The following is a 23,222-nucleotide window of genomic DNA, read 5'->3' as shown; positions in this document are numbered from 1 at the left end:
AGAAGGAGGACACCCGTCGATGACATATGAACAGCTCTACCGGAGCTTCCGCTGGACCCCGCCGAGCTTTTTTAACTTCACAGAAGATGTGGTTGGGCTTTGGGCACGAGATCGCGGCCGGCTCGCACTGTACTGGGTTTCCGAGAGCGGTGAGGAACGGCGCTTCACCTACTGGGATGTCTACCGGCAAAGCTGCCGTTTTGCCCGCGCCTTACAGGGCCTCGGGGTAGGCCAAGGCGACGCCGTCATGGTTCTTGTGGGGAAACGCCCCGAGTGGTTCTTCGCCGTTCTCGGCACCTTGCGCGCTGGTGCGCTGGCGATCCCGTGCACCACGAGCCTGCGCGCTAAAGACATTCGGTACCGGGCCCAGCACAGTGGCGCACGCGTACTGGTCAGCGAACTGGCGTGCGTGGAGCAGGTGGAAGCGGTCCGCGCTGAATGCGACTCCTTGCAGCACTTTGTGTTGATCGACGGCACGGCACCAGGTTGGCATTCGTGGGCGGATTTGCTTGCGGCCGCGCAAGACCACGGAAGCTTGCCAACCACACGCGCCGACGCACCCGCGCTTTGTTTCTACACTTCTGGTACCACGAAGGACCCAAAAGCCGTGTTGCACGCGCACGCGTACACTTGGGCCCACCGCTACACCGGTCTCTACTGGCTTGATTTGACGCCCCGCGATCTGCACTGGACCACCGCCGACACTGGCTGGGCGAAGGCCGCGTACGGAGTGCTTTTCGGACCATGGAGTACCGGTGCGGCGGTATTCCAGTACGGAGGTCGCTTCGAGCCGCAACGCGAGCTGCGCCTCCTGCAGGATTACGCCATCAGCGTGTTTTGTGCCCCACCGACCGAATACCGGTTGCTGGTTAAAGAAGATTTGCGGCAGTATCGTCTTCCGGCCCTGCGCCACTGCACGGGCGCCGGTGAGCCGTTGAATCCCGAGGTCATTGCCATCTGGCGCGAACATTTCGGCCTTACAATTCACGATGGCTACGGGCAAACCGAAACAACGCTGCTCGTCGCCAACCTCCCTGGCATGGAAATTCGGCCAGGCTCGATGGGCAGGCCGTTTCCGGGACATGACGTCCGCGTGATCGACGACGATGGCAACGAGGTCGGACCCGGCGAGGTTGGTGACGTCGCGTTACACGGTCGAACACCGTCGCTATTCGAGGAGTACTGGAAGAACCCGGAGGAATCGCGCTCCTGTTGGCGTGGCCCTTGGTACATCACCGGGGATCGTGCTCGAGTCGACGAGGACGGTTATTTCTGGTTTGTCGGCCGGGCCGACGATGTCATCATTAGCGCTGGGTACCGGATCGGCCCGTTCGAAGTGGAAAGCGCGTTGCTCGAGCATCCTGCGGTGCTGGAGTCGGCCGTAGTTGCCAGCCCCCACCCCGAGCGTGGCGCCATCGTCAAGGCCTTCGTTAAGCTGCGCGCCGGGGTCGCGCCCAGCGCTGAACTTGTGCGCGAGCTGCAAGAACACGTCAAGCGCACAACCGCGCCGTACAAGTATCCACGGGAGATCGAGTTTGTGGCCGAGTTGCCAAAAACAGTGAGTGGCAAAATTCGTCGCGTCGAATTGCGCCAACGCGAGTGGGAGCGCAAAGGACTCACGCCCTGAGGGCCTGCGGCACCCGTGGCGCTTATGCGGAGGTACTTCGTTCGCTGTGTTCTCAATCTCTGCTTTGCACGGTGGCGTTGGATCCCGATCGCAGGCCTCGCGGCTGTGCTCGGGGTCGCGGTCTGGTCGGTCCAGTTTCTCGAGGTCGACCACGCCAACGAATCGCTCAACATCCCGGATGCCGAGCGCCTGGCCACGTTACAACGATTCCGTTCCCTCTTCGGTAGCGACGAGGATCTCGTCGTCGCTTGGCAGGATGCAGAACTAGCGACGGCGGCTGGCCTCCGCAGGGTGTCCCTCGTCACCCAACGCTTGCGGGAGGTGCCCGGAGTCCGGGCAGTGTTCTCCCTAACCAACGCCTTGCAGGTGGTGGCTGGCGAGACTGGTGCGGTCGTGCAACCGCTGATCCCCCCGCCTTACGAACGGCCGGGCGTGAAGGAGGAGCTTGCAGCAACCGTGCAGCGCATGCCCGAACTTGTGGGCTACCTCGTCTCGGCAGACCTCAAGACCACCGGCGCATGGGTTTCCCTCGGCGAAGAAGCAAGCCACCCGCAGCAGGCTGAAGCCATCATCGGCGGGGTGCGGAAGGTTCTGGACAGTCTTCGTGCGGAAGGGGTCACCGCCCACCTCACCGGGGTGCCGGTGCAAAAGCACGACGTGACCGCATACATCCAGCGTGACGAGCGCATCCTCTTGCCCATTGCCGTGTTCGTGCTCGCGGCCATGCTTTGGGTCTACTTCCGCCACCCGGTTGCGGTGCTCTTGCCGCTCGCAATCGCGGGCAGCACCGTGCTTTTGATCCAAGCGGCGATGGCGCTCCTTGGCGTTCGCGTCAATGCCATTACCGCTCTCCTGCCCCCGGTGTTGCTGGTGCTTGCCCTGACTCCCAGCATTCACCTCTTGCACTTCTGGCTTTATCGCGATGATGCTCCCCACCAACCGGCCACCCGCGTGCGGGCGATGCTCGACCATTTGCTCTGGCGCTGCTTTCTGTGTGCGGCCACCACCGCATCGGGTTTCACCGCACTGGCAACCAGCGCTATGCCGGCAGTGCGCGAGTTCGGCCTCGCTGCCGCTGGCGGGACGCTGATCGGCTTCGCTCTGGCGATGTGGCTCGTTCCGTTCGGTGCCAGCGTGGTGCTCGCACCCCCTGCGAGGACACGCCCAAGAATCGACTTGGAGGCGCGCGCGGTTCGCCCCTTCCTCGCGCTGTGCGGGCGTGTTGCGGGAAGCTGGCCAGGTGCCGTGCTGGTTGTAGGGGTGGCTTTCGGCGTAGCCGTTGGCTTGGGCGTTTTTCGGCTGAGGAACAACACCGATCTTGTTCGCTTCCTCAAGCCTGGGGCCCCGCTGCGCGAGGACACCTTTTGGATCGAACGCCATCTCGGCGGGCCCTATCCCCTGGAGTTCTGGATCGAGCGCCGCGACGGCACCCGCTTGGCGCACGCGGCCGACTGGCAACGCATCGCCGCTTGGGCTCAAACGGCGATGCAAGAGCCTGGCGTCACGGGAGCGCTGAGCTTAGCCACGCTGCTGCGCCACGTTTATGCTGCGGAGTATCGCTTGCCCCATCCGCTTCTGCCCCACGATGACGACGCGGTGGAGGAGCTCCTCGACTTTTTGAGCGCCGTTCCAGATCAGGGATTCGTTCGTCGGCTGATCTCCACCGACCAAACCGCCACGCGAGTGCAGGTGCGATTGAGCGCCCTGGGCACGGCGCCGACCAGTGAAACAGCCGAGCGATTACTCGCCTCGGCTCAACGTGTTCTCGGTCCTCAGTACGAGGTTCGCGTTACTGGGCCGCTCTATCACATGGCGCGCGACTCGAACCGGCTTGTGCGCCAACAGGTGCAAAGCTTCGCACTCAGCTTTGTCCTCGTCGGTCTATTGATGGCCATAGCGTTGGGCTCCGTGCAAATGGGCGTAGTCGCGCTCGTTCCCAACATCCTCCCGATCTTAGCCACCGCGGGCTTGCTCGGGCTTCTGAACATCGACCTCAGCACCGGCACAGCAATGATTGCCGCAGCCGCGATGGGCCTCGTGGTCGACGACACGGTGCACTACATCGGCGCCTTCGGAGTAAACCTGTCGGACACAGAGCCACGGAGTGCCACTCAGCGAACGACGTTGGAGACCGGGCCCGCGCTCGTTGCCAACAATCTCGTCGTAGTTGCCGGATTCTGGGTAGGCGTGGCTGGCAGCTTCCTGCCGACCATTTACTTTTCTCTCTTCACCGGCGTGTCGCTGCTTCTCGCCCTGATGTACGATTTGTTGGTCACGCCAGCGTGTTTGTTGGTTCTCCTGCGCCGATGATAAACGCCCTACGATCCTGGTTGTTGATTTGTGCTTCTGCTGCGGTGGCGGTGATCGCCGATGCCACCACAACAACGGAGCGTATCGTGCATCGGTGCCCGATCGTGGCTGCGGACGCAACCATCGGAGAAGTGCGTTTGCTCCTACGAAACGGGAGTACGGTGGTGCAAACGCTCCTGCAAACCGTCCTCATGAAACGGGTGGTGGCGGAAATCCGCAAGAAGGAAGAGTCGAATTGGCCGGCCGAGCGCCCGGGTGCGAATTCGGCTCGCCACTACGTCAGTGCGCTCGAACGCGTGCAACAGCGGCTCTGGCGCCAGCGTACCCGCAACACGCGCGGGCCCAATCCCCCGCAGCGGCTGGCAATCGAATTCGTAAGTGGCCCCGGGGGCTCGTGGGTGGAACTCGCGACCTTTACAGCGCAAGGGAACCCACCGAACTTCGAGATCGAAACGCTCACCCCGTTGGAGCGCCTCTCTCTAGAGCCCGCATACATTGCGGAGAATCTGCGGCTGATACTTCTCGATGCTTGCCACCTCGACCGGCCAAGGCTGGATGAACTCTTGCGCCGAGCAGTCCGCGAAGCTGGCCGCTGAGGATGCCAACCAACCGCGACGTTTCCGCTTGGAAGACCCCTAAGGTGCGTCCGCCGGCCCCACGCAGTAATTCCAAAGCGGTTGCAAGTCTGGCGGCAGCGGCGAGTGAAAGGACAAAGGTTCACCGGTCACTGGATGCGCAAACCGGAGCCGAGTTGCATGGAGCGCGTGTCGCTCCAACACGATCCCCGGAGGTAATTTGCGCGCGCGTCCGTACAAGGTATCGCCCACGATAGGGTGGCCAATGTGAGCCAAATGCACGCGAATCTGGTGCGTTCGTCCGGTTTCGGGAAAAACCGCAAGCAAACTCACCGGGGAACGAGAGGCAAGCACCCGGTAGGCTGAACGCGCTGTTCGTCCTCCCTGGCGCACGGCTTTCATGCGTTTGCGGTGCACAGGGTCGCGAGCAATCGGCGCATCGACCGTCCCTTGCGCCCTATGGGGGATCCCCCACACGGCTGCCAAATACTCCTTCTCCACCTGGCGTTGCTGAAACTGACGGCCAAGAGAGGTTAACGTCTCCGGGTCCTTTGCCACCACGATCAGTCCGGACGTGTCTTTGTCCAACCGATGCACGATTCCTGGCCGCAGGGGGTCGAGCCCTTCGGGGCGTCCCTGCCAACGGTACAGCAGCCCGTGCACGAGCGTGCTCTCATGATGCGTGGGGGTCGGATGGACCACCAAGCCTGCCGGCTTATCGATGACCAGGATCCACTGGTCTTCGTACACCACGTTCAGGCTCATGGGCTGCGGCACCACCTGTAGGTTCTCTTCAAGCGGCTGCCATCGCACCTCGATCATCTGTCCTGCCCGGACCAGGTAGCGGGCACGAGCGGGCTGCCCATCGAGCAGCACTTGGCCAGCGTCAATCAACTTCTGCACCCGCGCGCGCGACCCCCAGCGGCCAAGAGAAGCCAGATAACGATCAAGCCGCTGCTTTTGTGCCTGTTCTTCGACGACAAAGCGTTCTTGCAAGAAACTCATGCCTGAGCAGAAAAGACCCGACGAGCGTCGGCGATGTCGCGTTTGATCTGCTCTACTAGCAGATCGACGCTGGCAAACCGAATCTCCCCGCGGAGAAAACGAAGGAAGCGAACCCACAGGCGGCGGCCGTAAAGGTCGCCCGCAAAGTCCAGCACATGCACTTCGAGGCTGCGGTCTTGGTCGCCAAAAGTCGGGTTGTTCCCTATGTTCGCCACGGCCGGCCGCCATTCACCGTCGAAGCACACCTCCACTGCGTAAACTCCGTCAGGCGGCAATACCAAACCGCGAATGTCTAGGTTGGCGGTGGGAAAGCCAAGCGTCTTCCCCCGGTTGTGGCCGCGCACCACACGTGCGGCAAAGGTGTGCGGTCGGCCGAGCATCTCTCTGGCAAGTTCGAGTTTGCCTTCTCGCAAGGCGCTGCGGACGGCGCTGCTACTGACCAATCGGCCACACACTTCGACCTTGCCAATAATTTCCACAGCGACCCCGCACTCGGCACAGACGCGCTGCAGTAGTGCCGCATCACCGCGGCGAAAGTGACCAAAGCGCACGCGGTGGCCAACGACAATTCCGCGCACGCCCAAGTTCTCGATCAGCCACTGCCGAACGAAGGGTTCCGGCTCGATCTCCGCAAACGCAGGAGTGAAGCGCTGAACCACCACATAGTCCAAGCCAAGCTCGAGCAAACAGGCTACGCGGGTGTGCAAATCCATTAAGCGCGCTGGGGCGTGCGCGGGCATTAAGACGGCGACTGGATGGGGTTCGAAGGTCAGCGCCAGTGCTGTGCCGCCGAGCTCTCGTGCGCGCTCGACCGTGCGCCGAACAATCGCCTGGTGGCCGAGGTGCACCCCGTCGAAGTTGCCGAGCGTGACCACGGGGTTGCGGAACCGCCGTCCAAGCCGCTCGAGATGTCGCCACACGCGCATATCTGACCCGTCTACTCGCTAAAAGTGGCGGATTTTTAGTCTCGAACCACAGCAAACGCACGTTGCTGCCGCTGTTCGATCCTATCAGTCCCAAAACCTCGACATCCGCGGTCTAAGGGACAACGCTTCTCCTTGTGCCACCCTCCTTGCAGGCTAACCCTTGGCCGCACCGCAATCCGACAACCGCCCTCCCGGCCGCCGTGAGTTCGGCGCGACGGAGGGCGGAGGGGAAAGGCAGCACCTGGAGTTAGCAGGTGCCCCCAGATCCATCGGCGGCTCAAGCCGGACGCGGAATCCACACTCCGTGGAATCCGTAGGGAACCCGTCGCGGCATAACGATCTCGGCGATCGGCCCGGCATCGACCCGTTGGGCATCGAACACCGCAAGCACGGTTTCCTCCTTCCAATGGTCGTGCACGAAGGAGAGCAGCCAACCTTCGCCTTCGCCGGCACCACCGGGCACGAAGAAGGCTTCGCCAGCATGGCGGGTGCGGCCCGGATCCCACACGCGCACCCGCCCAGTCCGGTAATCGATCATCCCGATCCCGGCGAGATCCACCGTGTGCGGGTGCTCGCGGGTGTAAACGAACCAACCGTATCGATGCGGTCGACCGGTGAAGCGGCGGTCGTGACTCGGCAATTCGAACTCCCGATCGACAATGATCTCCTCGCGGAAGGACAATTGCGGGCCAGCGGTGTTGATGCGCCAGCGACGAATGTCCAGCTTAGTGTCGTCGATGTCGCCGCCGTCGAACATGCGGTCGTGCCGGCATAGGTCGACGACCACGTCATCACCATCACGGTAAGCGTTGACCTCGTGGAACACGTAACACGGCTCGATCTCCACCCAGCGAAGCTCTGACGGCTCACCGCCCAGCGGCATGATGCCAATGCGCGCGCCGTAACTCGGGTCCCAAGAAAACGGATTTTTCGCCCCGGCGAGGGCCGCCTCCAAACTGAAGACGACCGGGAGCTCCCAAAACACCACATCCCGCTCGGTGATCGCAAAGGAGTGGATCATGGTCGTGCGCCTCACGGGAATTTCGCGGCTATGGACGACCTGCCCGTTCTCGTCCGCCACCAGATAAGTCAGGTACGGGGGCAAGAACCAATACCCGAAGAAGTGCATCCACCCGGTTGCTGGATCGATTTTCGGGTGCGCAGTAAACGAAGTGGGCAGGCGGCCTCCGAAGTTGTAACTGCCCAAGGTCGACAAATCGTTGGGATCGATGAGGAACGGATAGCCGACCTCCCCCGAGGTGAGCAGCTTTCCTGCATGGTACACGCAACTCACGTTGCTTTGGTTATTTGGCCCGATTGGGGGAACGGAGGGGTCGCCAAACGAGATTCCCTTCTCGAACAACGGGGTGCGCACCCAACGATTGCGGTACCAAACGGCTCGGCCGTTCTCGATACGCACGCCGTGCAGCATCCCATCGCCGAAAAACCAATGGGGAGAGTCCGCTTTCTGAGGGTTCGAGCCATTGCGGATGTAGGTTCCGTTCAACTCTGGAGGCAAAGCGCCGCGCACCGGGAGATCGTACGCGTCGCGCTCGTCGAACACCGGCGCGAAGTTATTCTGCAACCACCACGGCTGGTTGGGATCCACAACGAGTGGCGGTCCTTCAACCGCCCCCTCGCCATCGTTCCCGCAACCGAATCCCCCGGCGGTGACCACCGCCGCTGTTGCTGCCGAAAGGCGCAAGAAGCTCCGCCGTGTCACTTCAGCGTGCAGGGCTCCCCAAAGTTTCTTCATCTCTGCCCTCCCAACTTGATTTTTCTTACGGGCTCACTCGGGCTTTGATCCCCCGGAACATGTGCAGAGGAGCGGCCCCGGCGACCCGTGGCGTTTGCCTCCTTCGGGACCACTGAATCGAGCATTCGCAACGCTTCCCGGCACCAGGCAAGTTGCGCGTCCAGCTGTAACTCCCCGAAGCGCAGCGTGAGGAGCCAATAGGGCGCGTCAGGGTGATCGACCGCCTCGATACGGCTGCGAATTCCTGCCAGCTCCTGCTCTACGGCTGCCATGCGATGCAGTAGCGCCTCGACGTGTTGGCGGAGCCGAGCCTGAATGCCATGGCGACCAAAAAAGGTTTTCAGCAAGAGCTCGTTACGTACCGGGGCTTCCTCCGGAGCCTCCGCGAGCCACGACTGCAAAAACGCACGGCCCGTTGGCGTGATCTCGTATACCACCCGCTGGCGCCGGCCCTGCCTGGCCACCCGTGCCCGCGCTAACCCTTCGCGGGCAAGCTGCTGCAGAACCGGATAAATTTGGCCGTAGCTTTCCGACCAAAAGAACCGGGTACTTTGACTGATCGCCTTCCGTATGTCATACCCGCTCATCGGCCCCCAGGTGAGGAAGCCGAGAACAGCCAGACGGGTCTTATTGGAACGTGCGGCCATAAATCGAATCGCTCCATATATCTACCAGATACGTTAAGCAATACAAAAGTTTCCCAGCGCTCCCGCGGCGCTTGCTCCGCTCGAGCACCCGGACACAAGAAAACGGCCCGCGAGAGAGCAGGACGCCGCGCAATGCCCTGGAAGGTACGCCGAGCCCGATTGCAAAGCAGCGACCGCTCGCTCCAGCACGAGTAGGACGTTGCTCGATTCCCCACTTAGGCGCGTCACCGATCTGGCAATGCCCGGTCTATCGCGAACACGACCGGCAGGGGCAGAAACGCGCGGCTCGGGTTGCACGCTAGGAGCCGTTTCTGATACGCATGCTCGGTTCACGGAACGAATGGAGACTTGAGGGTATGGCGGACGTCAGCATGAAAAGCTTGCTCGAGGCCGGAGTGCACTTTGGCCATCAAACCAGTCGCTGGAACCCGAAAATGAAACCGTACATTTTCGGAGCGCGCAATGGCATCCACATCATCGATTTGCAGAAAACCGTGCAGCTCTTCCAACAAGCCTATGCCTTTGTGCGCGACGTGGCAGCGCGCGGCGGTACGATTCTGTTCGTCGGCACGAAAAAGCAAGCGCAGGACGCAGTGCGCGAAGAAGCCGAGCGCTGTGGCATGTTCTACGTCAACAACCGCTGGCTCGGGGGGACGTTGACCAACTTCCAAACCATCAAGCAGAGCATAGACCGGTTAAAAAAGTGTGAGGAAATTCTCGCCGACGAGAACATGGTGCAAGCTCTGACCAAACGCGAAATGCTGCGCATCCAGCGCGAGCGCGATAAGTTGCTCGCTGCTTTGGGCGGGATCAAAAACATGCGTAAACTGCCCGATGCGTTGTTTGTCATCGATCCGAAAAAGGAAGAGATTGCCGTACGCGAGGCAAACAAGCTGCGCATCCCCGTGGTGGCGGTGATCGACACCAACTGCGACCCCGACATGGTGGACTACAAGATCCCAGGGAACGACGATGCGATTCGAGCCATCCGGCTTTTCTGTGCCGCAATTGCGGATGCGGTAATCGAGGGCAAGCAAATTCGCGAAGAGCAAGCCAAGGCAAGCGAGATGGAAACGCCGACGGCAAGCGGCGAGGAAGAAAGCGGCCCAGCAGAGGAAGCCGCATCCGAGGGGGTGGTGGGATGAGCGAAATCAGTGCTGCACAGGTGCGCGAATTACGCGAGCGCACCGGCGCCGGCATGCTGGATTGCAAAAAAGCGCTCACCGAAGCAGGCGGCGACATGGATAAGGCCATTCAAATCCTGCGGGAAAAAGGTTTGGCCACTGCCCAAAAGAAGGCAGGGCGAACCGCCAGCCAAGGGATGGTGGGCTCCTACATTCACGCCGGAGGCAAAATCGGCGTGTTGATCGAGGTCAACTGTGAGACGGATTTTGTCGCTCGCACGAGCGAGTTTCAGGATCTCGTGCGCGACTTGGCCATGCAAGTGGCGGCCGCAAACCCACGTTGGGTGCGGCGCGAGGAGGTGCCGGGCGAGGTCATAGAGGCGGAGCGAAACATTTACCGCGCACAAGCTACTGGATCGGGAAAGCCTCCACAGGTAATCGAGAAAATTGTCGAAGGAAAGTTGGAGAAATTCTTTGCCGACACCTGCCTTCTCGAGCAGCCATTCATCAAGGATCCCGATCGAACCGTTGGCCAACTGGTGACGGATGCCATCGCCCGCATTGGCGAGAACATTGTTGTGCGCCGTTTTGCTCGCTTCCAGTTAGGCGAGCTTTCGGAGTCGTCGCCGGCGGCAGGGTGAGCGATTGGCGTGAACGCCGTGGACTCTGCCGCACCATCTGACCAAGGTCCACAGCTTCGCTACCGCCGCGTATTGCTCAAGCTTAGCGGTGAGGCGCTCCTCGGCCGCGCATCGTACGGCATCGACACCAAAGTCCTCGAGCGCATCGCCGCCGAGGCTAAGGACGTTCACGATCTCGGTTGCGAACTGGCAATCGTCATCGGCGGCGGGAACATCTTCCGCGGGATGGCAGGTGCAGGCAAAGGCATGGACCGCGCCACCGCCGACTACATGGGTATGCTGGCGACCGTCATCAACGCCCTCGCTCTTCAGGACGCCCTGGAACGGCTGGGGGTTAAGACGCGGGTGATGACCGCCATTGCCATGCAACAAGTGGCAGAGCCGTACATTCGACGCCGGGCGGTGCGGCATCTGGAAAAAGGGCGTATTGTGATTTTCGCTGCCGGCACCGGCAATCCGTTCTTCACCACCGACACCGCCGCAAGTTTGCGCGCCGTGGAAATCGGTGCCCAAATCATCCTCAAGGCAACGACGGTGGATGGCGTGTACGATCGCGACCCGAAGCAGTTCCCGGATGCCAAGAAGTTTCCGGAGATTAGCTATATCGAGTGCCTGAACCGTAACTTGAAAGTCATGGACTCCACTGCCATTTCGCTGTGCATGGACAACCGGTTACCAATCCTGGTATTTGACCTGCGCAAACCGGGAAACATCAAGCGGGCCGTGATGGGAGAACGCATTGGGACCATTGTCCATGGGTGAGGTGGGGTCATGCCGGAAGTCGAAGCGGTTCTCGACAAGTTGAAACAAGAGTTAGAAGGAACGGTCCAAGCCCTGCGGCGAGAGTTGGCACGTTTGCGCACTGGGAGGGCGACCACAGCGTTGTTGGACGGTATCAGTGTTGACTACTACGGCGCCCGCACTCCGCTCAATCAGGTTGCCACCCTCTCGGCACCCGAACCGCGCTTGTTGGTTATCCAGCCTTTCGATCGCTCTCTCCTTTCCGAGATCGAACGGGCCATCCAGCAATCGGACCTGGGCTTGAATCCCGTCAATGATGGAAAGCTTATCCGTGTTCCCATTCCCGAGCTCACTGAAGAGCGGCGCAAAGAGCTTGTGCGGCACGTGCGCAAGGTATGCGAGGAGTATCGTGTCTCCGCCCGAAATCACCGCCGCGACGCAGTGGAGCGGTTACGGTCGATGCTGAAGAACAAGGAGATTGCGGAAGACGATGAGCGTAAGGCCCTTGAAAAGGTAGAGGCGCTCACCAAGTCGTACATCGAGCGGATCGACCAGGCGCTCAAACACAAGGAAGCCGAAATCATGGAGGTGTAATTTCGGTGCCTTCTCGGCCGCTCCCTGAAAACCTCGATCTCAACCGTTTACCGCGTCATGTGGCCATCATCATGGATGGGAACGGCCGCTGGGCTCAGCGGCGCGGCTTGAGCCGGATCGAAGGCCACAAACGGGGGAAAGATTCGGTCCGCGCAGTGGTCGAGGCCAGCCGCCGGATCGGCATTGAGTACCTCAGTTTGTTTGCGTTCTCGACCGAGAATTGGGAACGACCTCGCCGAGAGGTAGATGCGTTGATGCGGCTCTTGCGCCGGTACTTGCGCACCGAGCTGCACCGCATGATGAAGAACGGCATTCGGCTTTTGGCCGTAGGCGATTTGCAGCGACTTCCAGAAGGCTTGCAGGCCGACCTGCGCGCGACCGTCGATGCTACCCGCAACAACCGCGACATGACTGTGGTCCTCGCTGTTAGCTACGGAGGTCGCGAGGATATCGTGCAGGCGGCACGCGCCATCGCTCGCGCTGCACGTGCGGGAGAGATCGACCCAGAACAAATCGATGCGGGGACGTTTGCGAACTACCTAAGCACTTCGGGAATCCCCGACCCAGATCTTCTCATCCGCACCAGTGGTGAGCTGCGAATCTCCAACTTCTTTCTCTGGCCTCTCGCGTACAGCGAAATTTACGTCACGGAAACACTTTGGCCCGACTTCCGCGAAGCCGATTTTTACCAAGCGCTCATCGCCTACCAGCAACGCGAGCGCCGGTTCGGCCGGGTGCCCGCAGAACCCCAACGGGAGCGCTTGCGTGCTGCGCGCTAGGCTGGCAACCGCCGCCGTCGCGATTCCACTACTGCTGCTAGTGATCTTTGCTCCCGTGTCGTGGCCGATGGCCACGCTGGTGTTCGTGGCCGGCCTCTTAGGGGCAGCGGAAATCGCCAACATGGCCTTTGCTCGGCAGCCTGCGGAACAAATCCTCGTGGTGGCCCTAACCGGCCTCATTCTTGCCGGCGCGTTGGGCGGTCCGGCCAGCCCATGGCTCGCGCTCGCAGTGACCACTGCTTTATGCAGTGGACTCACCTGGGTGCTGTTTCGCCGTTCCGATTTCGAGCCCGGCCTACGGGATCTGGGTTTGGCGATTTTGGGCGCTCTCTACGTCGGCCTTTTGCTTCCGCATTTCCTTTGGCTGCACCGGCTGCCCGGAAACGGCGCGTATTGGGTGGTCTTCGTCCTTGCGCTCGGCATGGTCGGCGACACCGCCGGTTACTTTGTCGGCAAGTACCTAGGCCGCCATCAGCTCGCTCCCCTGGTGAGCCCGAAGAAAACCATCGAAGGCGCCGTGGGAATCGTTGCAGCCAGTATTCTTACCGGGATCGCCTGCCACTACCTGATTTTGCGTGACGTCCCCCTCAACCACATTCTCTTTCTCTCCACGACGATTGGCGTGATCGGCCAGATCGGCGACCTTTGCGAATCGTTGTTCAAACGCGCCTTTGGCGTCAAAGATTCGGGTTGGATTTTCCCCGGGCACGGCGGCGTGCTGGATCGCATCGATAGCCTGCTTTTTCCCGCCGCCTTGGTATACTACTATCAGGTTTTGTTACGCGGGGCGTAGACGCTAAAAGAGTTTGCCGATGCTCACTACCATTGTTGCTGCCATCGTTGTGTTGGGCTTACTGATCCTGTTTCACGAACTCGGGCACTTCCTGGTTGCCAAGTGGTGCGGGGTGGGGGTGGTGAAATTTTCCATCGGTTTTGGGCCGGTTCTGATCGGCAAGCGAATTGGGTCTACCGAATACGCAATCAGCGCCATCCCGCTCGGCGGCTTCGTGAAAATGGTGGGCGAGGACCCTGACGAGGAGCTTGCGGCGGCGGAGCGCTCCATTGCCTTCCAACACCAGCCCCTGTGGAAGCGCTTCGCGATCGTGTTCGCCGGGCCATTTGCCAACTTGTTGTTTGCTTTTGTTGCCTTCAGCGTCGTGTTCTCCGTTTATGGAGCTCGTGTACCCACCGAGGCGCCTAAGGTTGGGAACGTGGTTCCGGACATGCCCGCGGCAACCGCCGGGATTCGCCCGGGAGACTTGGTCAAAGCGGTTGATGGTAAGCCCATCGCCACCTGGGAAGAACTTTCCCGAACCATTCGGGAGAGCGGGGCCAAGGCGCTGACCTTACTCATTGAACGGAACCGTGAGACGTTCGAAATCGTCGTCACCCCGAAAGAACGCGAAGAGAAGAACTTGTTCGGTGAGGTCACGGGAAAAGCGTACTTGATCGGCATCGAACGCGGCCTCGACCAAATCGAAGTCAGTCCGCTCGGTGCAATTCGCATGGGTGCGCAGCAGACAGCTTGGTGGGTGGCAACCATCTTCGCGAGCTTGGCGAAGATGGTCCAAGGCAAAATTCCGGCTAGCGAGATTGGCGGCCCGATCCTCATCGCTCAGGCTGCCGGGGAACAAGCGCGGCTCGGCCTAGAGTATTTGCTGAACTTCATGGCCGTAATCAGCGTGAATTTGGGCGTGTTGAACTTGCTGCCCGTCCCGATTCTGGATGGCGGCCACTTGCTCTTTTTCCTCATTGAAGCGGTGCGCCGTCGCCCGCTAGACACACGCTACCGCGAGCTTGCCCAACAGGTTGGCTTAATCTTGTTGCTCGCCCTCATGGTGTTTGCGTTCTACAACGATATCGCGCGCGTGCTGCAACGCTGGGGTTAGAAGTGCGCATCCTCGCAATGGAGACAGCCACCTGGCTTGCCAGCGTGGCGCTGAGCAAAGACGAAAGCGTTATCGCTGAGTGGGAGAGCCTGACGCGAGGCCAGCACGCGGCTGTGTTGTTACCGGCAATCCGCGCGCTTCTGAAAGATGCGAGCGTCACGCTCGCAGACATCGATGCCGTGGCGGTTTCCGTTGGACCCGGCTCCTTCACGGGTTTGCGCGTGGGGCTCAGCGTGGCCAAGGGTTTGGCTTTCGCCCGCAAAATCCCGGTCGTTGCAGTTCCCACGCTCGAGGCCCTAGCCTATGCTGCCCTGCCAGCAGAGGAACCGATTTTGACGGTGCTCGATGCACGCAAAGGGGAAGTGTACGCGGCTGGCTACCACCCAGCAGGCAAGGTTTTGCAACCCTGGTTGCCGGAAGTACTCCTGCCCTTCGAAGAGCTGGTGAGCAAGGTTACTCATCCGTGCGTTGTGATCGGTGATGCCGTAGAGGCTTACGGAGCCCTCTTTCGAGAACGACTCGGAGACCAGGTCCGCGTGCTCCCCTTTCCCGAATGGGCCCCGCGCGCCCGGATCGTTGCCAGCCTGGCCGGAGAACGGTTACGCCAGGGGCACGCGCTCGGCGACCCACCCGAAGAGCCGCACTACCTGCGGCCGGCCGAAGCGCAAGTGAAACAAGGCCGTACCGCGTAGGTGTGCGGCGCTTGCTCTCCAGCAAACAATCCCCGCCGTTGGTTTGACAGTCTCCACGGTCTGGGCTATCGAACGCGCGGCGTTCGCTGGCTGGAAAGGGGAGCTTGTCATGGAACGGAAAGACGAAGAGTTGATCCAGCAGCTCATCGGCCAGGACGAGGAACTTCGGCGCTATTACGAGGAGCACCTGGAGCTCGAGCGCCAACTGGCAGAGCTGAACCGCCGGCTGTACCTGACCCCGCAGCAAGAGGTGGAAAAAAAGCGCCTGCAAAAGCTCAAGCTAGCGGGCAAGGATAAAATCATGGAAATCCTTGCGCGCTACCGCCAAAGTGCGCGACCCTTGAGCGCGTAGTTTTCACCGCTACGGTCAACGTCCCGTGACCCACTGCGGTGGCGATTGTTCGCGGCTGCACCTGCAGGGTAGCCGCGAAGGGTAGGTTTAGCGTGAGGCATACGATTTCTGTTCTCGTCGAAAACGAATTTGGGGTGCTTTCCCGAGTTGCTGGACTCTTTAGCGCGCGGGCTTTCAACATCGAAAGCCTGACGGTAGCCGAAACCCTCGACCCTACCGTGTCCCGCATCACGTTAGTCACGCGCGGCGATGACCGAGTGGTCGAGCAAATCGAAAAGCAACTGAACAAGCTCATTGGCGTCATTTACGTCAGTGACTTCACAGGGACGGCACATGTTGAGCGGGAGATGGCGCTGATTAAAGTCCGGGCAGATGAAAGTACACGCGCCGAAGTGATGAATATCGTCGACATTTTCCGGGGAAAAGTGATCGATGTGGGGCCCAAGTCATTTATTGTTGAAGTCACTGGCGACGAGGAAAAGCTCAGCGCATTTATCAATCTCTTGCGCCCGTTAGGGATTTTGGAAATTGTCCGCACCGGCAAAGTCGCAATGCATCGCGGGGCACGCTTACTGCACCCTCCTGCGGAGAACAGTCAACGAGAAAAGGAAGAAAGCATCGCATGATGAAGGTTTACAAAGACTCAGACGCCAACCCGGAATTCCTCAAAGGGAAAAAAGTCGCCGTTATCGGCTACGGAAGCCAAGGCCACGCCCACGCTCAGAACCTGCGGGACAGCGGCATTGAAGTCGCCGTAGGGCTTCATCGCGGTGGTAGTTCATGGCCCAAGGCGGAAGCGGCCGGCTTCCCGGTCATGGAAACCGCAGAAGCGGCGCGCTGGGGCGATATCGTGATGGTGCTGGTTCCCGATGAAGTTGCCGGGACCCTTTATGCCAACGAAATTGCGCCGGGCCTAACGCCTGGAAAGTATCTAGCCTTCGGGCACGGCTTCAATATCCACTTCAAGCGGATCGTGCCCGAACCGACGATCAACGTGTTTATGGTGGCGCCTAAAGGGCCCGGTCACCTGGTGCGGAGCGAATTCCAAAAGGGACGTGGAGTGCCGTGCTTGCTCGCGGTGCACCAAGACCCCGGTGGAGACACCAAACAAGTCGGCCTTGCTTATGCCCAAGCCATTGGGGGCACGCGGGCTGGGGTGTTGGAGACGACCTTCAAGGACGAAACGGAAACCGACCTCTTTGGGGAGCAAGCCGTGCTGTGCGGAGGGCTGACGGAGCTCATCCGCGCTGGCTACGAAACCCTCGTGGAAGCGGGCTACCCGGAGGAGATGGCCTATTTCGAGTGCGTGCATGAAGTCAAACTGATCGTCGACCTGATTTACGAGGGTGGCATTGCCAATATGCGCTACTCGATTTCAAACACCGCAGAATATGGGGACATGACCCGGGGACCACGGGTGATTACCGCTGAGAGCCGAGCGGCGATGAAGCAAATCCTCGCCGACATTCAAAGCGGAGCCTTCGCCAAAGAGTGGATTACCGAGTACGAATGCGGGATGCCGCATTTCAACGAGCTGCGGAAGGCGGCGGCAAAACACCCCATCGAAGAGGTCGGTGCACGGCTTAGGGCGCTCATGCCGTGGTTGGCGAGCAACCGACTCGTCGATAAGAGCAAAAACTAACTCGCCCGGAGCTAACGGGGCGCAACGTGGGCCAAGTTTTCGCAAACGATACCGCCCCCTGGAAACCGTTGCGCATCTTAGGATTGCCGCTCGCGCGCGAGGGCATCCCTCATATTCTCGCCACGACGTTGTTGACCATCGTGCTCGGCCTCTTCTTTGGGACCCTCGGCACGCTTTTCGGTCTCCTCCTGCTTGCTGGAGTGGTGAATTTTTTTCGCGATCCGGAACGAACGCCGCCGGACGACCCGACCGCCGTGGTTGCACCAGCCGATGGCAAGGTAATTCAAGTGGCGGACATCGAAGATCAACGTTTCTTACGCGCCCCAGCCACGCGGGTGAGCATCTTCATGTCCCCGCTCGACGTGCACGTCAACCGGATTCCCTGGGGTGGCCGCGTGGTGGACGTTCATTACAATCCTGGGAAATTCTTTCGCGCTTTTGCGGACAAGGCTTCCCTAGACAACGAACAGACAGCTGTGCATGTGGTGGATACCGATGGCCATGAGCTCTGGTTCGTGCAGATTGCTGGCTTCATCGCGCGGCGAATCGTGTGCCGGGTCGAGCCCGGCGATGAGGTCGTGCGTGGCCAACGCTACGGGATGATTTTGTTCGGCTCTCGCGCTGACCTGTACTTCCCTGCAGGCACCGCAGAGATCACGGTGCGAGCCGGCGATCGCACGCGGGCGGGAGAAACGGTGGTCGCGCAATGGCGATAGAGCGCTCCCGCACCACGCTGCTGCACGCGCTGGAAAACGGCTCACCGCTGCGGAAAGGCGTCTACCTCCTCCCCAACTTGCTCACCACCGGTGGCTTGTTTGCGGGGTTCTATTCCATCGTGGCCAGCCTTCATGGGGAGTTCCAAGTGGCCGCGGTTGCCATCCTCATTGCCAACATCTTTGATGCCCTCGACGGCCGGGTGGCGCGACTGACCCGAACCTCGACCCGCTTCGGGATCGAATACGATTCGCTGGCCGATCTTGTAGCCTTTGGCGTTGCCCCGGCCATGCTCATTTATTGCTGGGCTTTGGAACCGTGGGGTAGCTGGGGCTGGCTTGCTGCAGCACTGTATCTCACCTGCGCGGCGCTTCGCCTCGCCCGCTTTAACGTGCAGTTCGATTCGGTCGAGAAGCGTCACTTCCTCGGGCTGCCAAGCCCCGCCGCAGCGGAGGCGATCGCCGCCACTGTCCTGCTCTTCTACCGATTCGGGGCTTACGGTCCTACGGACAAACACCTGCTGCTGTTGCTCGTAACGTACGGGCTGGCGGCCTTGATGGTTAGCACGCTGCCGTACTTCAGCTTCAAGGAAACAGACTTGCTGCGCCGACAACCATTCTGGACCCTGCTGGTTGCCATCCTGCTAATCAAGCTGCTGATTGCCGAGCCGCAAGTATTTTTGTTCGTTAGTTTTTACGGATATGCACTCTTTGGCCCCGCTCGCTTCCTTTGGGTCATGAGTCGGCGCTTCGCCTCACGGCGGCGCTCCCACGCAGACGGGAGCAGCCAACCCCCAGCAGCCGCTCACTCGACTTCGACGGAGCAGTGCTAAGCTCCGACCAAAAGCGCCGAAAGAGAGAGCGACTATGAACCTGCCGCCCGACGTAAGCCTGGTGTTCGAGCAGTGGCAAAAACGCGGCCATTTCTTCCAGCTTCCCGAGGGCCATAATATTTTCGTTGTTCAGGAGGGATCAGGGCCGGATGTCGTGCTTGTACACGGCTTCCCCTCGAGCAGCCACGACTTTGCTGCCGCCCTGCCCGAAATTTTGGCCCGCGGGCACAGAGTGCTCGCGTGGGATCACCTTGGCTTCGGGTTCTCCGACAAGCCCTCTGCGCCAGAGGTTTCTTACTCGCTGCTCGACCAGGCTCGTCGAGCAGGCGAGATTGTCGCGGCACACGGCGTGCGACGCGCGCGGGTGATCGGCCACGACATGGGCCTGACGGTGGCGGTAGAAATGCTGTGCCTGCAAGAGGAGGGCAAGCTCCCCTTCGAGATCGACGCATTGGTCATGTGTAACGGGAGCCATCTCATCGAGCTCGCCCGCCTCACCCCCATCCAATATGCGCTCATGACGGACGAGGGCGCTGCCGAGTTCGCCCGCACCTACGACCCTGAACGGTTTGCTCAAGGCTTCAAATTTCTGTGGGCGGATCCGAGCCGAACTCCCGAAGTGGACATCCGCGCAATCGCTTACTGGATCCCGTGGAACCATGGCTTGGACGTCATCGGGCGGATTGCCCGCTACAACGTAGAGCGGCGCACCTACGCTAAGCGCTGGCGTGACATCTTCGCGCGCAGCCGAGTTCCATTCCGGGTCGTCTGGGGCGACTTCGATCCCATCGCTGTGCTCGCCATCGGGGAGAAATTGGCGCAGCTAGCGCGCACGCGCTGCACGCTCATGCCCAACGTCGGCCACTATCCACAAATGGAAGCCCCCGAGGACTGGGTGGATTTGGTTCTGAGCGACTAGTTCTGGAACTGCCGCTTCCGTTTACTCCGCCGGTCGCGTGTGCTAGCGGCAGAGGTGCGCAACGCCTCGAGTTCGCGCCCACAGAGGAGGGTCACAGAGTCATGTCCGGGCATTCCAAATGGCATTCCATTCGCCACAAGAAGGCAGCGAAGGACGCTAAGCGGGGCAAGCTGTTTACCAAATTGATCAAGGAGATCACGGTGGCCGCCCGCCTCGGGGGCGGGGACGTCAACGCCAATCCACGCTTGCGGACTGCGGTGCAAACTGCGCGGGAGCACAGCATGCCGATGGAAAACATCGAGCGGGCAATCAAACGGGGTACCGGCGAAATCGAGGGCGCAACTTACGAGGAAGTTCAGTACGAAGGCTACGGTCCCGGCGGCGTGGCCATTTTGGTGCAAGCGATGACCGACAATCGCAACCGCACCGTGGCGGAAATTCGGCGTTTGTTCGAAAAGGCCGGCGGCAACTTAGGCGCTAGTGGGTGTGTGGCTTGGATGTTCAAGAAGCGTGGGGTGATCACGGTGGCCAAGGGCGCCGTTGACGAAGAACGGCTCATGGAAATTGCTCTCGAAGCCGGCGCCGATGATGTAAGCGACACGGACGGTACCTTCGAAATCCTCACCTCGCCAGAAAACTTCGAGACGGTGAAGGCAGCATTGCAACAGGCCAACATACCGATTGCTAACGCCGAGGTGTCGATGGTGGCGGAGAACACCGTACGGGTCACTGGGCAAGACGCTTTGCAAGCGATGAAACTGCTCGAGGCTTTGGAAGACCATGATGACGTGCAAAGCGTCGCCTCGAACGCCGACTTCGACGAGGATGAACTCCAACGCCTGAGCGCCTGACCGCTAAGATGCGGCGCTTCCCGCGGGCGTGTATGCGTGTCTTTGGTGTGGATCCCAGCACGGTGGCAACCGGCTGGGGGGTGGTCGACGGTGACCCACGCCGTCCACTGTGGGTGGCCAGCGGTGTCGTGCGGTGCCGCGGTGGGATGGGCACGCGGCTGGCCAAACTGCACGCCGAACTCGTACGGCTTTTGCGCAAGTATCGCCCGCAAGAGCTGAGTCTTGAACAAGGCTTCGCTGGCAATAACGTGCAGGCGGCGCTTCGTCTCGGAGAAGCACGGGGCGTGGTACTGGCGGCGGCCGGTGGCTTCGGAATTCCTGTCGCCGAATATGCGCCTGCCACGATTAAGCTGGCAGTCACGGGCGACGGCCGGGCAACGAAGGCGCAAGTGCAGTTTATGATCCAGCGCCTTCTCGGCTTGCCAGAACCGCCGGCGGAAGACGCCGCCGATGCCCTCGCTGCCGCTGTGTGCCATTTGCAAATCCAGCCAAGCCGCAGCCTCGTGCGTACCCGACACAAGAGGTAAGCGCGGCGGCCGCATAAGGGGGCCCGTAACAAGGACTGTGCTCCTCCCGCCGATAAAATTGCTGCTCGAGTGGAGCGAGCATTACCGCGACTTGGCGGCTGCGATCTTCCCCTGCAGCCGAGGCTACGGTAAAAGGCGGGCGTCATGATCGCGTGGTTGGCGGGTAGGTTAGCATTCAAATCGCCTGCACAGTGCATCGTCGACGTCCACGGCGTCGGCTACCAAGTGTTCCTCTCGTTGAATGGCTTTTGCGCTCTTCCCGACGTCGGCGCACCCGTGCGACTCCACATACATACCCACGTCCGTGCAGATTCTCTACAACTGTATGGCTTTGTCGACGCCGAGGAGCGCGATTTGTTTCTCGAGCTGCTGAATGTGTCGGGCATCGGTCCACGTTTGGCGCTGACGATTTTGTCGGGCTGCTCGTTGAGCGAGCTACGCGCCGCGCTCGCGAGTGGGGACGTCGCCCGCCTGGTGGCAATCCCGGGTGTGGGAAAGAAAATGGCTGCCCGGCTCGTGGTCGAGTTGCGGGAGCGCGTCACTCCCCCGGACGCCGACTTCGCTACGACGAACTCCGCCCCTGAACTCCCCGCACCAATTGAAGAGCAAGCGATCTCAGCGCTGGTCAACTTTGGTTTCAAACCGGCGGTTGCGGCGGAAGCGGTGCGGCAGGCTCGCTCGGCAGGCAACCATGAGCTCGAAGCGCTCATTCGTGACGCCCTGCGGAGGGCGGCGGCATGAGCGAGTTTCACGCCTCCGCACGCCCGACCGTGCCGAAAGACACGGCTCCCGGCACTCGCGCGCCGGTTTTGCAAGCTACTCCGGGCGATGATGACTTGCTCCTCGAGGCCAACCTGCGTCCCCAGCGGCTTAGCGAATACATTGGCCAAGAGGCGGTGAAGGCAAATCTGCGGGTCGCGATCGAGGCGGCCAAGCAACGAGGCGAGAGCCTAGAACATGTGCTGCTTTCGGGGCCCCCGGGGTTAGGGAAAACTTCCCTTGCCCATATTGTTGCCCGCGAGATGGGGGTGAACATCCACACAACCTCAGGCCCGGTGATCGAACGCCCCGGAGATCTCGCGGCCATCCTGACGAACTTGCAAGCGGGCGACGTGTTGTTCATCGACGAGATCCACCGTCTGAGTCGAGTGGTCGAGGAAATTTTGTACCCGGCAATGGAGGACTACAAAATCGATGTGCTGATCGGACAGGGGCCGAGCGCGCGCTCCCTCCGCCTCGACTTGCAACGCTTCACGCTCATTGGCGCTACCACGCGCGCAGGCTTGCTCACCTCACCGCTGCGCGACCGCTTTGGCGTGAGCTTACGCCTCGACTTTTACACCCCCCAGGAGCTTTGCGAAATCGTTTACCGTGCCGCCCACATTCTCGCCGTTCCCATCGATCCATCGGGAGCAGAGGAAATCGCACGCCGCTCCCGCGGTACGCCGCGCATCGCCAACCGCTTGCTTCGCCGCGTGCGCGACTTCGCCCAGGTGCGGGCCGGCGGCAAGATCACGGGCACGGTGGCCGACGAAGCCTTGCGGCTCCTGGGGGTTGACGAGTTCGGCTTTGACGCCATGGATCGCACCCTGCTCGCCACGATCATCGACAAGTTCGATGGCGGCCCAGTCGGCTTGGGCACGCTTTCCGCAGCAGTCGGTGAAGAGCAGGGGACCATCGAAGACGTGTACGAGCCGTTCCTCATCCAACAGGGCTACCTGGCTCGCACCCCGCGTGGCCGTGTGGCGACACGCCTCGCTTACGAAGCCCTAGGCCGCACCCCACCCTCGCACACACGCCAAGCGGATCTGTTCGCTAAATTACCGAAGCGGTAGTCGAGACCAGAGGTGGAACCGTGCCGGAACTTGGTCGATTTTTCATTCTCGTTGGTGTGATGCTCGTGCTTTTGGGGCTTGTGCTCACCCTGGCCGGGAAGGTACCGTGGCTCGGCCGGCTCCCAGGCGACATCTTTTACAAGACGGACCATGTAACGATCTACTTCCCCATCATGACGAGCCTGCTTATCAGCATCATCCTAACCTTGATCCTGTACCTCTTTCGTCGCTGACCCGAGCGACG

At 60.9% G+C, this 23,222-nt stretch carries 26 protein-coding genes; 22 read left to right on the top strand and 4 right to left on the bottom strand.

The window, feature by feature from the left end:
* Nucleotides 1–19 precede the first annotated feature (19 nt).
* The 3 genes from N3C12_02430 to N3C12_02420 are packed head-to-tail and all read left to right on the top strand — an operon-like array spanning nt 20 to nt 4,533.
* On the top strand, nt 20–1,627 hold the full coding sequence (locus N3C12_02430) for an acyl--CoA ligase (GenBank protein ID MCX8071297.1): 1,608 nt from the start codon (nt 20–22) through the stop codon (nt 1,625–1,627).
* 24 nt (nt 1,628–1,651) lie between these two features.
* The gene (locus tag N3C12_02425) at nt 1,652–3,937 is read left to right on the top strand and encodes an MMPL family transporter (GenBank protein ID MCX8071296.1); all 2,286 of its coding nucleotides are present in this window, start codon (nt 1,652–1,654) and stop codon (nt 3,935–3,937) included.
* Nucleotides 3,934–4,533, top strand: a complete 600-nt coding sequence (locus tag N3C12_02420; protein MCX8071295.1) for a hypothetical protein — start codon at nt 3,934–3,936, stop codon at nt 4,531–4,533. Before N3C12_02425 ends, N3C12_02420 begins: the two co-directional genes overlap by 4 nt.
* A 39-nt stretch (nt 4,534–4,572) precedes the next feature.
* Here the strand turns inward: N3C12_02420 and N3C12_02415 are convergent, their stop codons facing one another.
* From N3C12_02415 to N3C12_02400, 4 genes are all read right to left on the bottom strand, one after another.
* A complete protein-coding gene (locus N3C12_02415; GenBank protein MCX8071294.1) occupies nt 4,573–5,517 on the bottom strand; it encodes an RluA family pseudouridine synthase in 945 nt (314 codons plus the stop codon).
* Complete coding sequence (locus N3C12_02410) at nt 5,514–6,443, bottom strand: bifunctional riboflavin kinase/FAD synthetase (GenBank protein MCX8071293.1); 930 nt, start codon at nt 6,441–6,443, stop codon at nt 5,514–5,516. Before N3C12_02410 ends, N3C12_02415 begins: the two co-directional genes overlap by 4 nt.
* A gap of 277 nt (nt 6,444–6,720) precedes the next feature.
* Nucleotides 6,721–8,199, bottom strand: coding sequence for a carotenoid oxygenase family protein (locus N3C12_02405; protein ID MCX8071292.1), 1,479 nt, complete (start codon nt 8,197–8,199; stop codon nt 6,721–6,723).
* Nucleotides 8,196–8,846: a PadR family transcriptional regulator gene (locus N3C12_02400; protein MCX8071291.1), complete on the bottom strand. Its 651-nt coding sequence runs from the start codon at nt 8,844–8,846 to the stop codon at nt 8,196–8,198. Before N3C12_02400 ends, N3C12_02405 begins: the two co-directional genes overlap by 4 nt.
* 356 nt (nt 8,847–9,202) lie before the next feature.
* Between N3C12_02400 and rpsB the strand changes: the two genes are divergently transcribed.
* The 19 genes from rpsB (at nt 9,203) to N3C12_02305 (ending at nt 23,211) form a co-directional block, all read left to right on the top strand.
* Nucleotides 9,203–9,991 carry a 30S ribosomal protein S2 gene (gene rpsB, locus N3C12_02395; GenBank protein MCX8071290.1) on the top strand — a complete coding sequence of 263 codons (789 nt, stop codon included), beginning with the start codon at nt 9,203–9,205 and terminating at the stop codon, nt 9,989–9,991.
* Nucleotides 9,988–10,611 (top strand): translation elongation factor Ts, encoded by a 624-nt coding sequence (gene tsf, locus N3C12_02390; GenBank protein ID MCX8071289.1) that lies wholly within the window; start codon nt 9,988–9,990, stop codon nt 10,609–10,611. Before rpsB ends, tsf begins: the two co-directional genes overlap by 4 nt.
* Before the next feature lie 18 nt (nt 10,612–10,629).
* On the top strand, nt 10,630–11,373 hold the full coding sequence (gene pyrH, locus N3C12_02385; protein MCX8071288.1) for a UMP kinase: 744 nt from the start codon (nt 10,630–10,632) through the stop codon (nt 11,371–11,373).
* A 9-nt stretch (nt 11,374–11,382) separates the two neighbouring features.
* Complete coding sequence (gene frr / locus N3C12_02380) at nt 11,383–11,946, top strand: ribosome recycling factor (GenBank protein ID MCX8071287.1); 564 nt, start codon at nt 11,383–11,385, stop codon at nt 11,944–11,946.
* A gap of 5 nt (nt 11,947–11,951) precedes the next feature.
* Nucleotides 11,952–12,725 (top strand): isoprenyl transferase, encoded by a 774-nt coding sequence (locus N3C12_02375; GenBank protein ID MCX8071286.1) that lies wholly within the window; start codon nt 11,952–11,954, stop codon nt 12,723–12,725.
* Complete coding sequence (locus N3C12_02370; GenBank protein MCX8071285.1) at nt 12,712–13,518, top strand: phosphatidate cytidylyltransferase; 807 nt, start codon at nt 12,712–12,714, stop codon at nt 13,516–13,518. Before N3C12_02375 ends, N3C12_02370 begins: the two co-directional genes overlap by 14 nt.
* A 19-nt stretch (nt 13,519–13,537) precedes the next feature.
* A complete protein-coding gene (gene rseP / locus N3C12_02365) occupies nt 13,538–14,614 on the top strand; it encodes an RIP metalloprotease RseP (protein MCX8071284.1) in 1,077 nt (358 codons plus the stop codon).
* 17 nt (nt 14,615–14,631) lie between these two features.
* Complete coding sequence (gene tsaB / locus N3C12_02360; protein MCX8071283.1) at nt 14,632–15,306, top strand: tRNA (adenosine(37)-N6)-threonylcarbamoyltransferase complex dimerization subunit type 1 TsaB; 675 nt, start codon at nt 14,632–14,634, stop codon at nt 15,304–15,306.
* A gap of 109 nt (nt 15,307–15,415) precedes the next feature.
* The gene (locus N3C12_02355) at nt 15,416–15,658 is read left to right on the top strand and encodes a DUF465 domain-containing protein (GenBank protein ID MCX8071282.1); all 243 of its coding nucleotides are present in this window, start codon (nt 15,416–15,418) and stop codon (nt 15,656–15,658) included.
* Nucleotides 15,659–15,750: 92 nt separating this feature from the next.
* Nucleotides 15,751–16,284, top strand: coding sequence for an acetolactate synthase small subunit (ilvN, locus tag N3C12_02350; protein ID MCX8071281.1), 534 nt, complete (start codon nt 15,751–15,753; stop codon nt 16,282–16,284).
* Nucleotides 16,284–17,300, top strand: coding sequence for a ketol-acid reductoisomerase (gene ilvC / locus N3C12_02345; GenBank protein MCX8071280.1), 1,017 nt, complete (start codon nt 16,284–16,286; stop codon nt 17,298–17,300). Before ilvN ends, ilvC begins: the two co-directional genes overlap by 1 nt.
* 26 nt (nt 17,301–17,326) lie before the next feature.
* Complete coding sequence (locus tag N3C12_02340) at nt 17,327–18,016, top strand: phosphatidylserine decarboxylase family protein (protein ID MCX8071279.1); 690 nt, start codon at nt 17,327–17,329, stop codon at nt 18,014–18,016.
* On the top strand, nt 18,007–18,846 hold the full coding sequence (pssA, locus tag N3C12_02335; protein MCX8071278.1) for a CDP-diacylglycerol--serine O-phosphatidyltransferase: 840 nt from the start codon (nt 18,007–18,009) through the stop codon (nt 18,844–18,846). Before N3C12_02340 ends, pssA begins: the two co-directional genes overlap by 10 nt.
* A 34-nt stretch (nt 18,847–18,880) precedes the next feature.
* Nucleotides 18,881–19,765 carry an alpha/beta hydrolase gene (locus N3C12_02330; GenBank protein MCX8071277.1) on the top strand — a complete coding sequence of 295 codons (885 nt, stop codon included), beginning with the start codon at nt 18,881–18,883 and terminating at the stop codon, nt 19,763–19,765.
* Between the two features lie 101 nt (nt 19,766–19,866).
* Nucleotides 19,867–20,616, top strand: a complete 750-nt coding sequence (locus N3C12_02325; GenBank protein MCX8071276.1) for a YebC/PmpR family DNA-binding transcriptional regulator — start codon at nt 19,867–19,869, stop codon at nt 20,614–20,616.
* A gap of 32 nt (nt 20,617–20,648) precedes the next feature.
* Nucleotides 20,649–21,143 (top strand): crossover junction endodeoxyribonuclease RuvC, encoded by a 495-nt coding sequence (ruvC, locus tag N3C12_02320; GenBank protein ID MCX8071275.1) that lies wholly within the window; start codon nt 20,649–20,651, stop codon nt 21,141–21,143.
* Nucleotides 21,144–21,287: 144 nt separating this feature from the next.
* Nucleotides 21,288–21,884, top strand: coding sequence for a Holliday junction branch migration protein RuvA (gene ruvA / locus N3C12_02315; protein ID MCX8071274.1), 597 nt, complete (start codon nt 21,288–21,290; stop codon nt 21,882–21,884).
* Nucleotides 21,881–22,978: a Holliday junction branch migration DNA helicase RuvB gene (gene ruvB, locus N3C12_02310; protein MCX8071273.1), complete on the top strand. Its 1,098-nt coding sequence runs from the start codon at nt 21,881–21,883 to the stop codon at nt 22,976–22,978. The genes ruvA and ruvB overlap by 4 nt, the downstream gene beginning before the upstream one ends.
* A gap of 20 nt (nt 22,979–22,998) precedes the next feature.
* Nucleotides 22,999–23,211, top strand: coding sequence for a DUF2905 domain-containing protein (locus tag N3C12_02305; GenBank protein MCX8071272.1), 213 nt, complete (start codon nt 22,999–23,001; stop codon nt 23,209–23,211).
* The last annotated feature ends 11 nt before the right edge of the window (nt 23,212–23,222 follow it).

The organism is Candidatus Binatia bacterium, from assembly GCA_026415395.1.
In the GTDB taxonomy this organism is placed as follows: domain Bacteria; phylum Desulfobacterota; class Binatia; order HRBIN30; family HRBIN30; genus HRBIN30.
This window is presented reverse-complemented; position numbering and strand designations above follow the sequence as displayed.

Excerpts from the sequence above, each read along its gene's own strand:
- N3C12_02430 (MCX8071297.1), top strand. The coding sequence starts at position 20 with ATGACATATGAACAGCTCTACCGGAGCTTCCGCTGGACCCCGCCGAGC.
- N3C12_02425 (MCX8071296.1), top strand. The coding sequence starts at position 1,652 with ATGCGGAGGTACTTCGTTCGCTGTGTTCTCAATCTCTGCTTTGCACGG.
- N3C12_02420 (MCX8071295.1), top strand. The coding sequence starts at position 3,934 with ATGATAAACGCCCTACGATCCTGGTTGTTGATTTGTGCTTCTGCTGCG.
- N3C12_02415 (MCX8071294.1), bottom strand. The coding sequence starts at position 5,517 with ATGAGTTTCTTGCAAGAACGCTTTGTCGTCGAAGAACAGGCACAAAAG.
- N3C12_02410 (MCX8071293.1), bottom strand. The coding sequence starts at position 6,443 with ATGCGCGTGTGGCGACATCTCGAGCGGCTTGGACGGCGGTTCCGCAAC.
- N3C12_02405 (MCX8071292.1), bottom strand. The coding sequence starts at position 8,199 with ATGAAGAAACTTTGGGGAGCCCTGCACGCTGAAGTGACACGGCGGAGC.
- N3C12_02400 (MCX8071291.1), bottom strand. The coding sequence starts at position 8,846 with ATGGCCGCACGTTCCAATAAGACCCGTCTGGCTGTTCTCGGCTTCCTC.
- rpsB (MCX8071290.1), top strand. The coding sequence starts at position 9,203 with ATGGCGGACGTCAGCATGAAAAGCTTGCTCGAGGCCGGAGTGCACTTT.
- tsf (MCX8071289.1), top strand. The coding sequence starts at position 9,988 with ATGAGCGAAATCAGTGCTGCACAGGTGCGCGAATTACGCGAGCGCACC.
- frr (MCX8071287.1), top strand. The coding sequence starts at position 11,383 with ATGCCGGAAGTCGAAGCGGTTCTCGACAAGTTGAAACAAGAGTTAGAA.
- rseP (MCX8071284.1), top strand. The coding sequence starts at position 13,538 with ATGCTCACTACCATTGTTGCTGCCATCGTTGTGTTGGGCTTACTGATC.
- tsaB (MCX8071283.1), top strand. The coding sequence starts at position 14,632 with ATGGAGACAGCCACCTGGCTTGCCAGCGTGGCGCTGAGCAAAGACGAA.
- N3C12_02355 (MCX8071282.1), top strand. The coding sequence starts at position 15,416 with ATGGAACGGAAAGACGAAGAGTTGATCCAGCAGCTCATCGGCCAGGAC.
- ilvC (MCX8071280.1), top strand. The coding sequence starts at position 16,284 with ATGAAGGTTTACAAAGACTCAGACGCCAACCCGGAATTCCTCAAAGGG.
- pssA (MCX8071278.1), top strand. The coding sequence starts at position 18,007 with ATGGCGATAGAGCGCTCCCGCACCACGCTGCTGCACGCGCTGGAAAAC.
- N3C12_02330 (MCX8071277.1), top strand. The coding sequence starts at position 18,881 with ATGAACCTGCCGCCCGACGTAAGCCTGGTGTTCGAGCAGTGGCAAAAA.
- N3C12_02325 (MCX8071276.1), top strand. The coding sequence starts at position 19,867 with ATGTCCGGGCATTCCAAATGGCATTCCATTCGCCACAAGAAGGCAGCG.
- ruvC (MCX8071275.1), top strand. The coding sequence starts at position 20,649 with ATGCGTGTCTTTGGTGTGGATCCCAGCACGGTGGCAACCGGCTGGGGG.
- ruvA (MCX8071274.1), top strand. The coding sequence starts at position 21,288 with ATGATCGCGTGGTTGGCGGGTAGGTTAGCATTCAAATCGCCTGCACAG.
- ruvB (MCX8071273.1), top strand. The coding sequence starts at position 21,881 with ATGAGCGAGTTTCACGCCTCCGCACGCCCGACCGTGCCGAAAGACACG.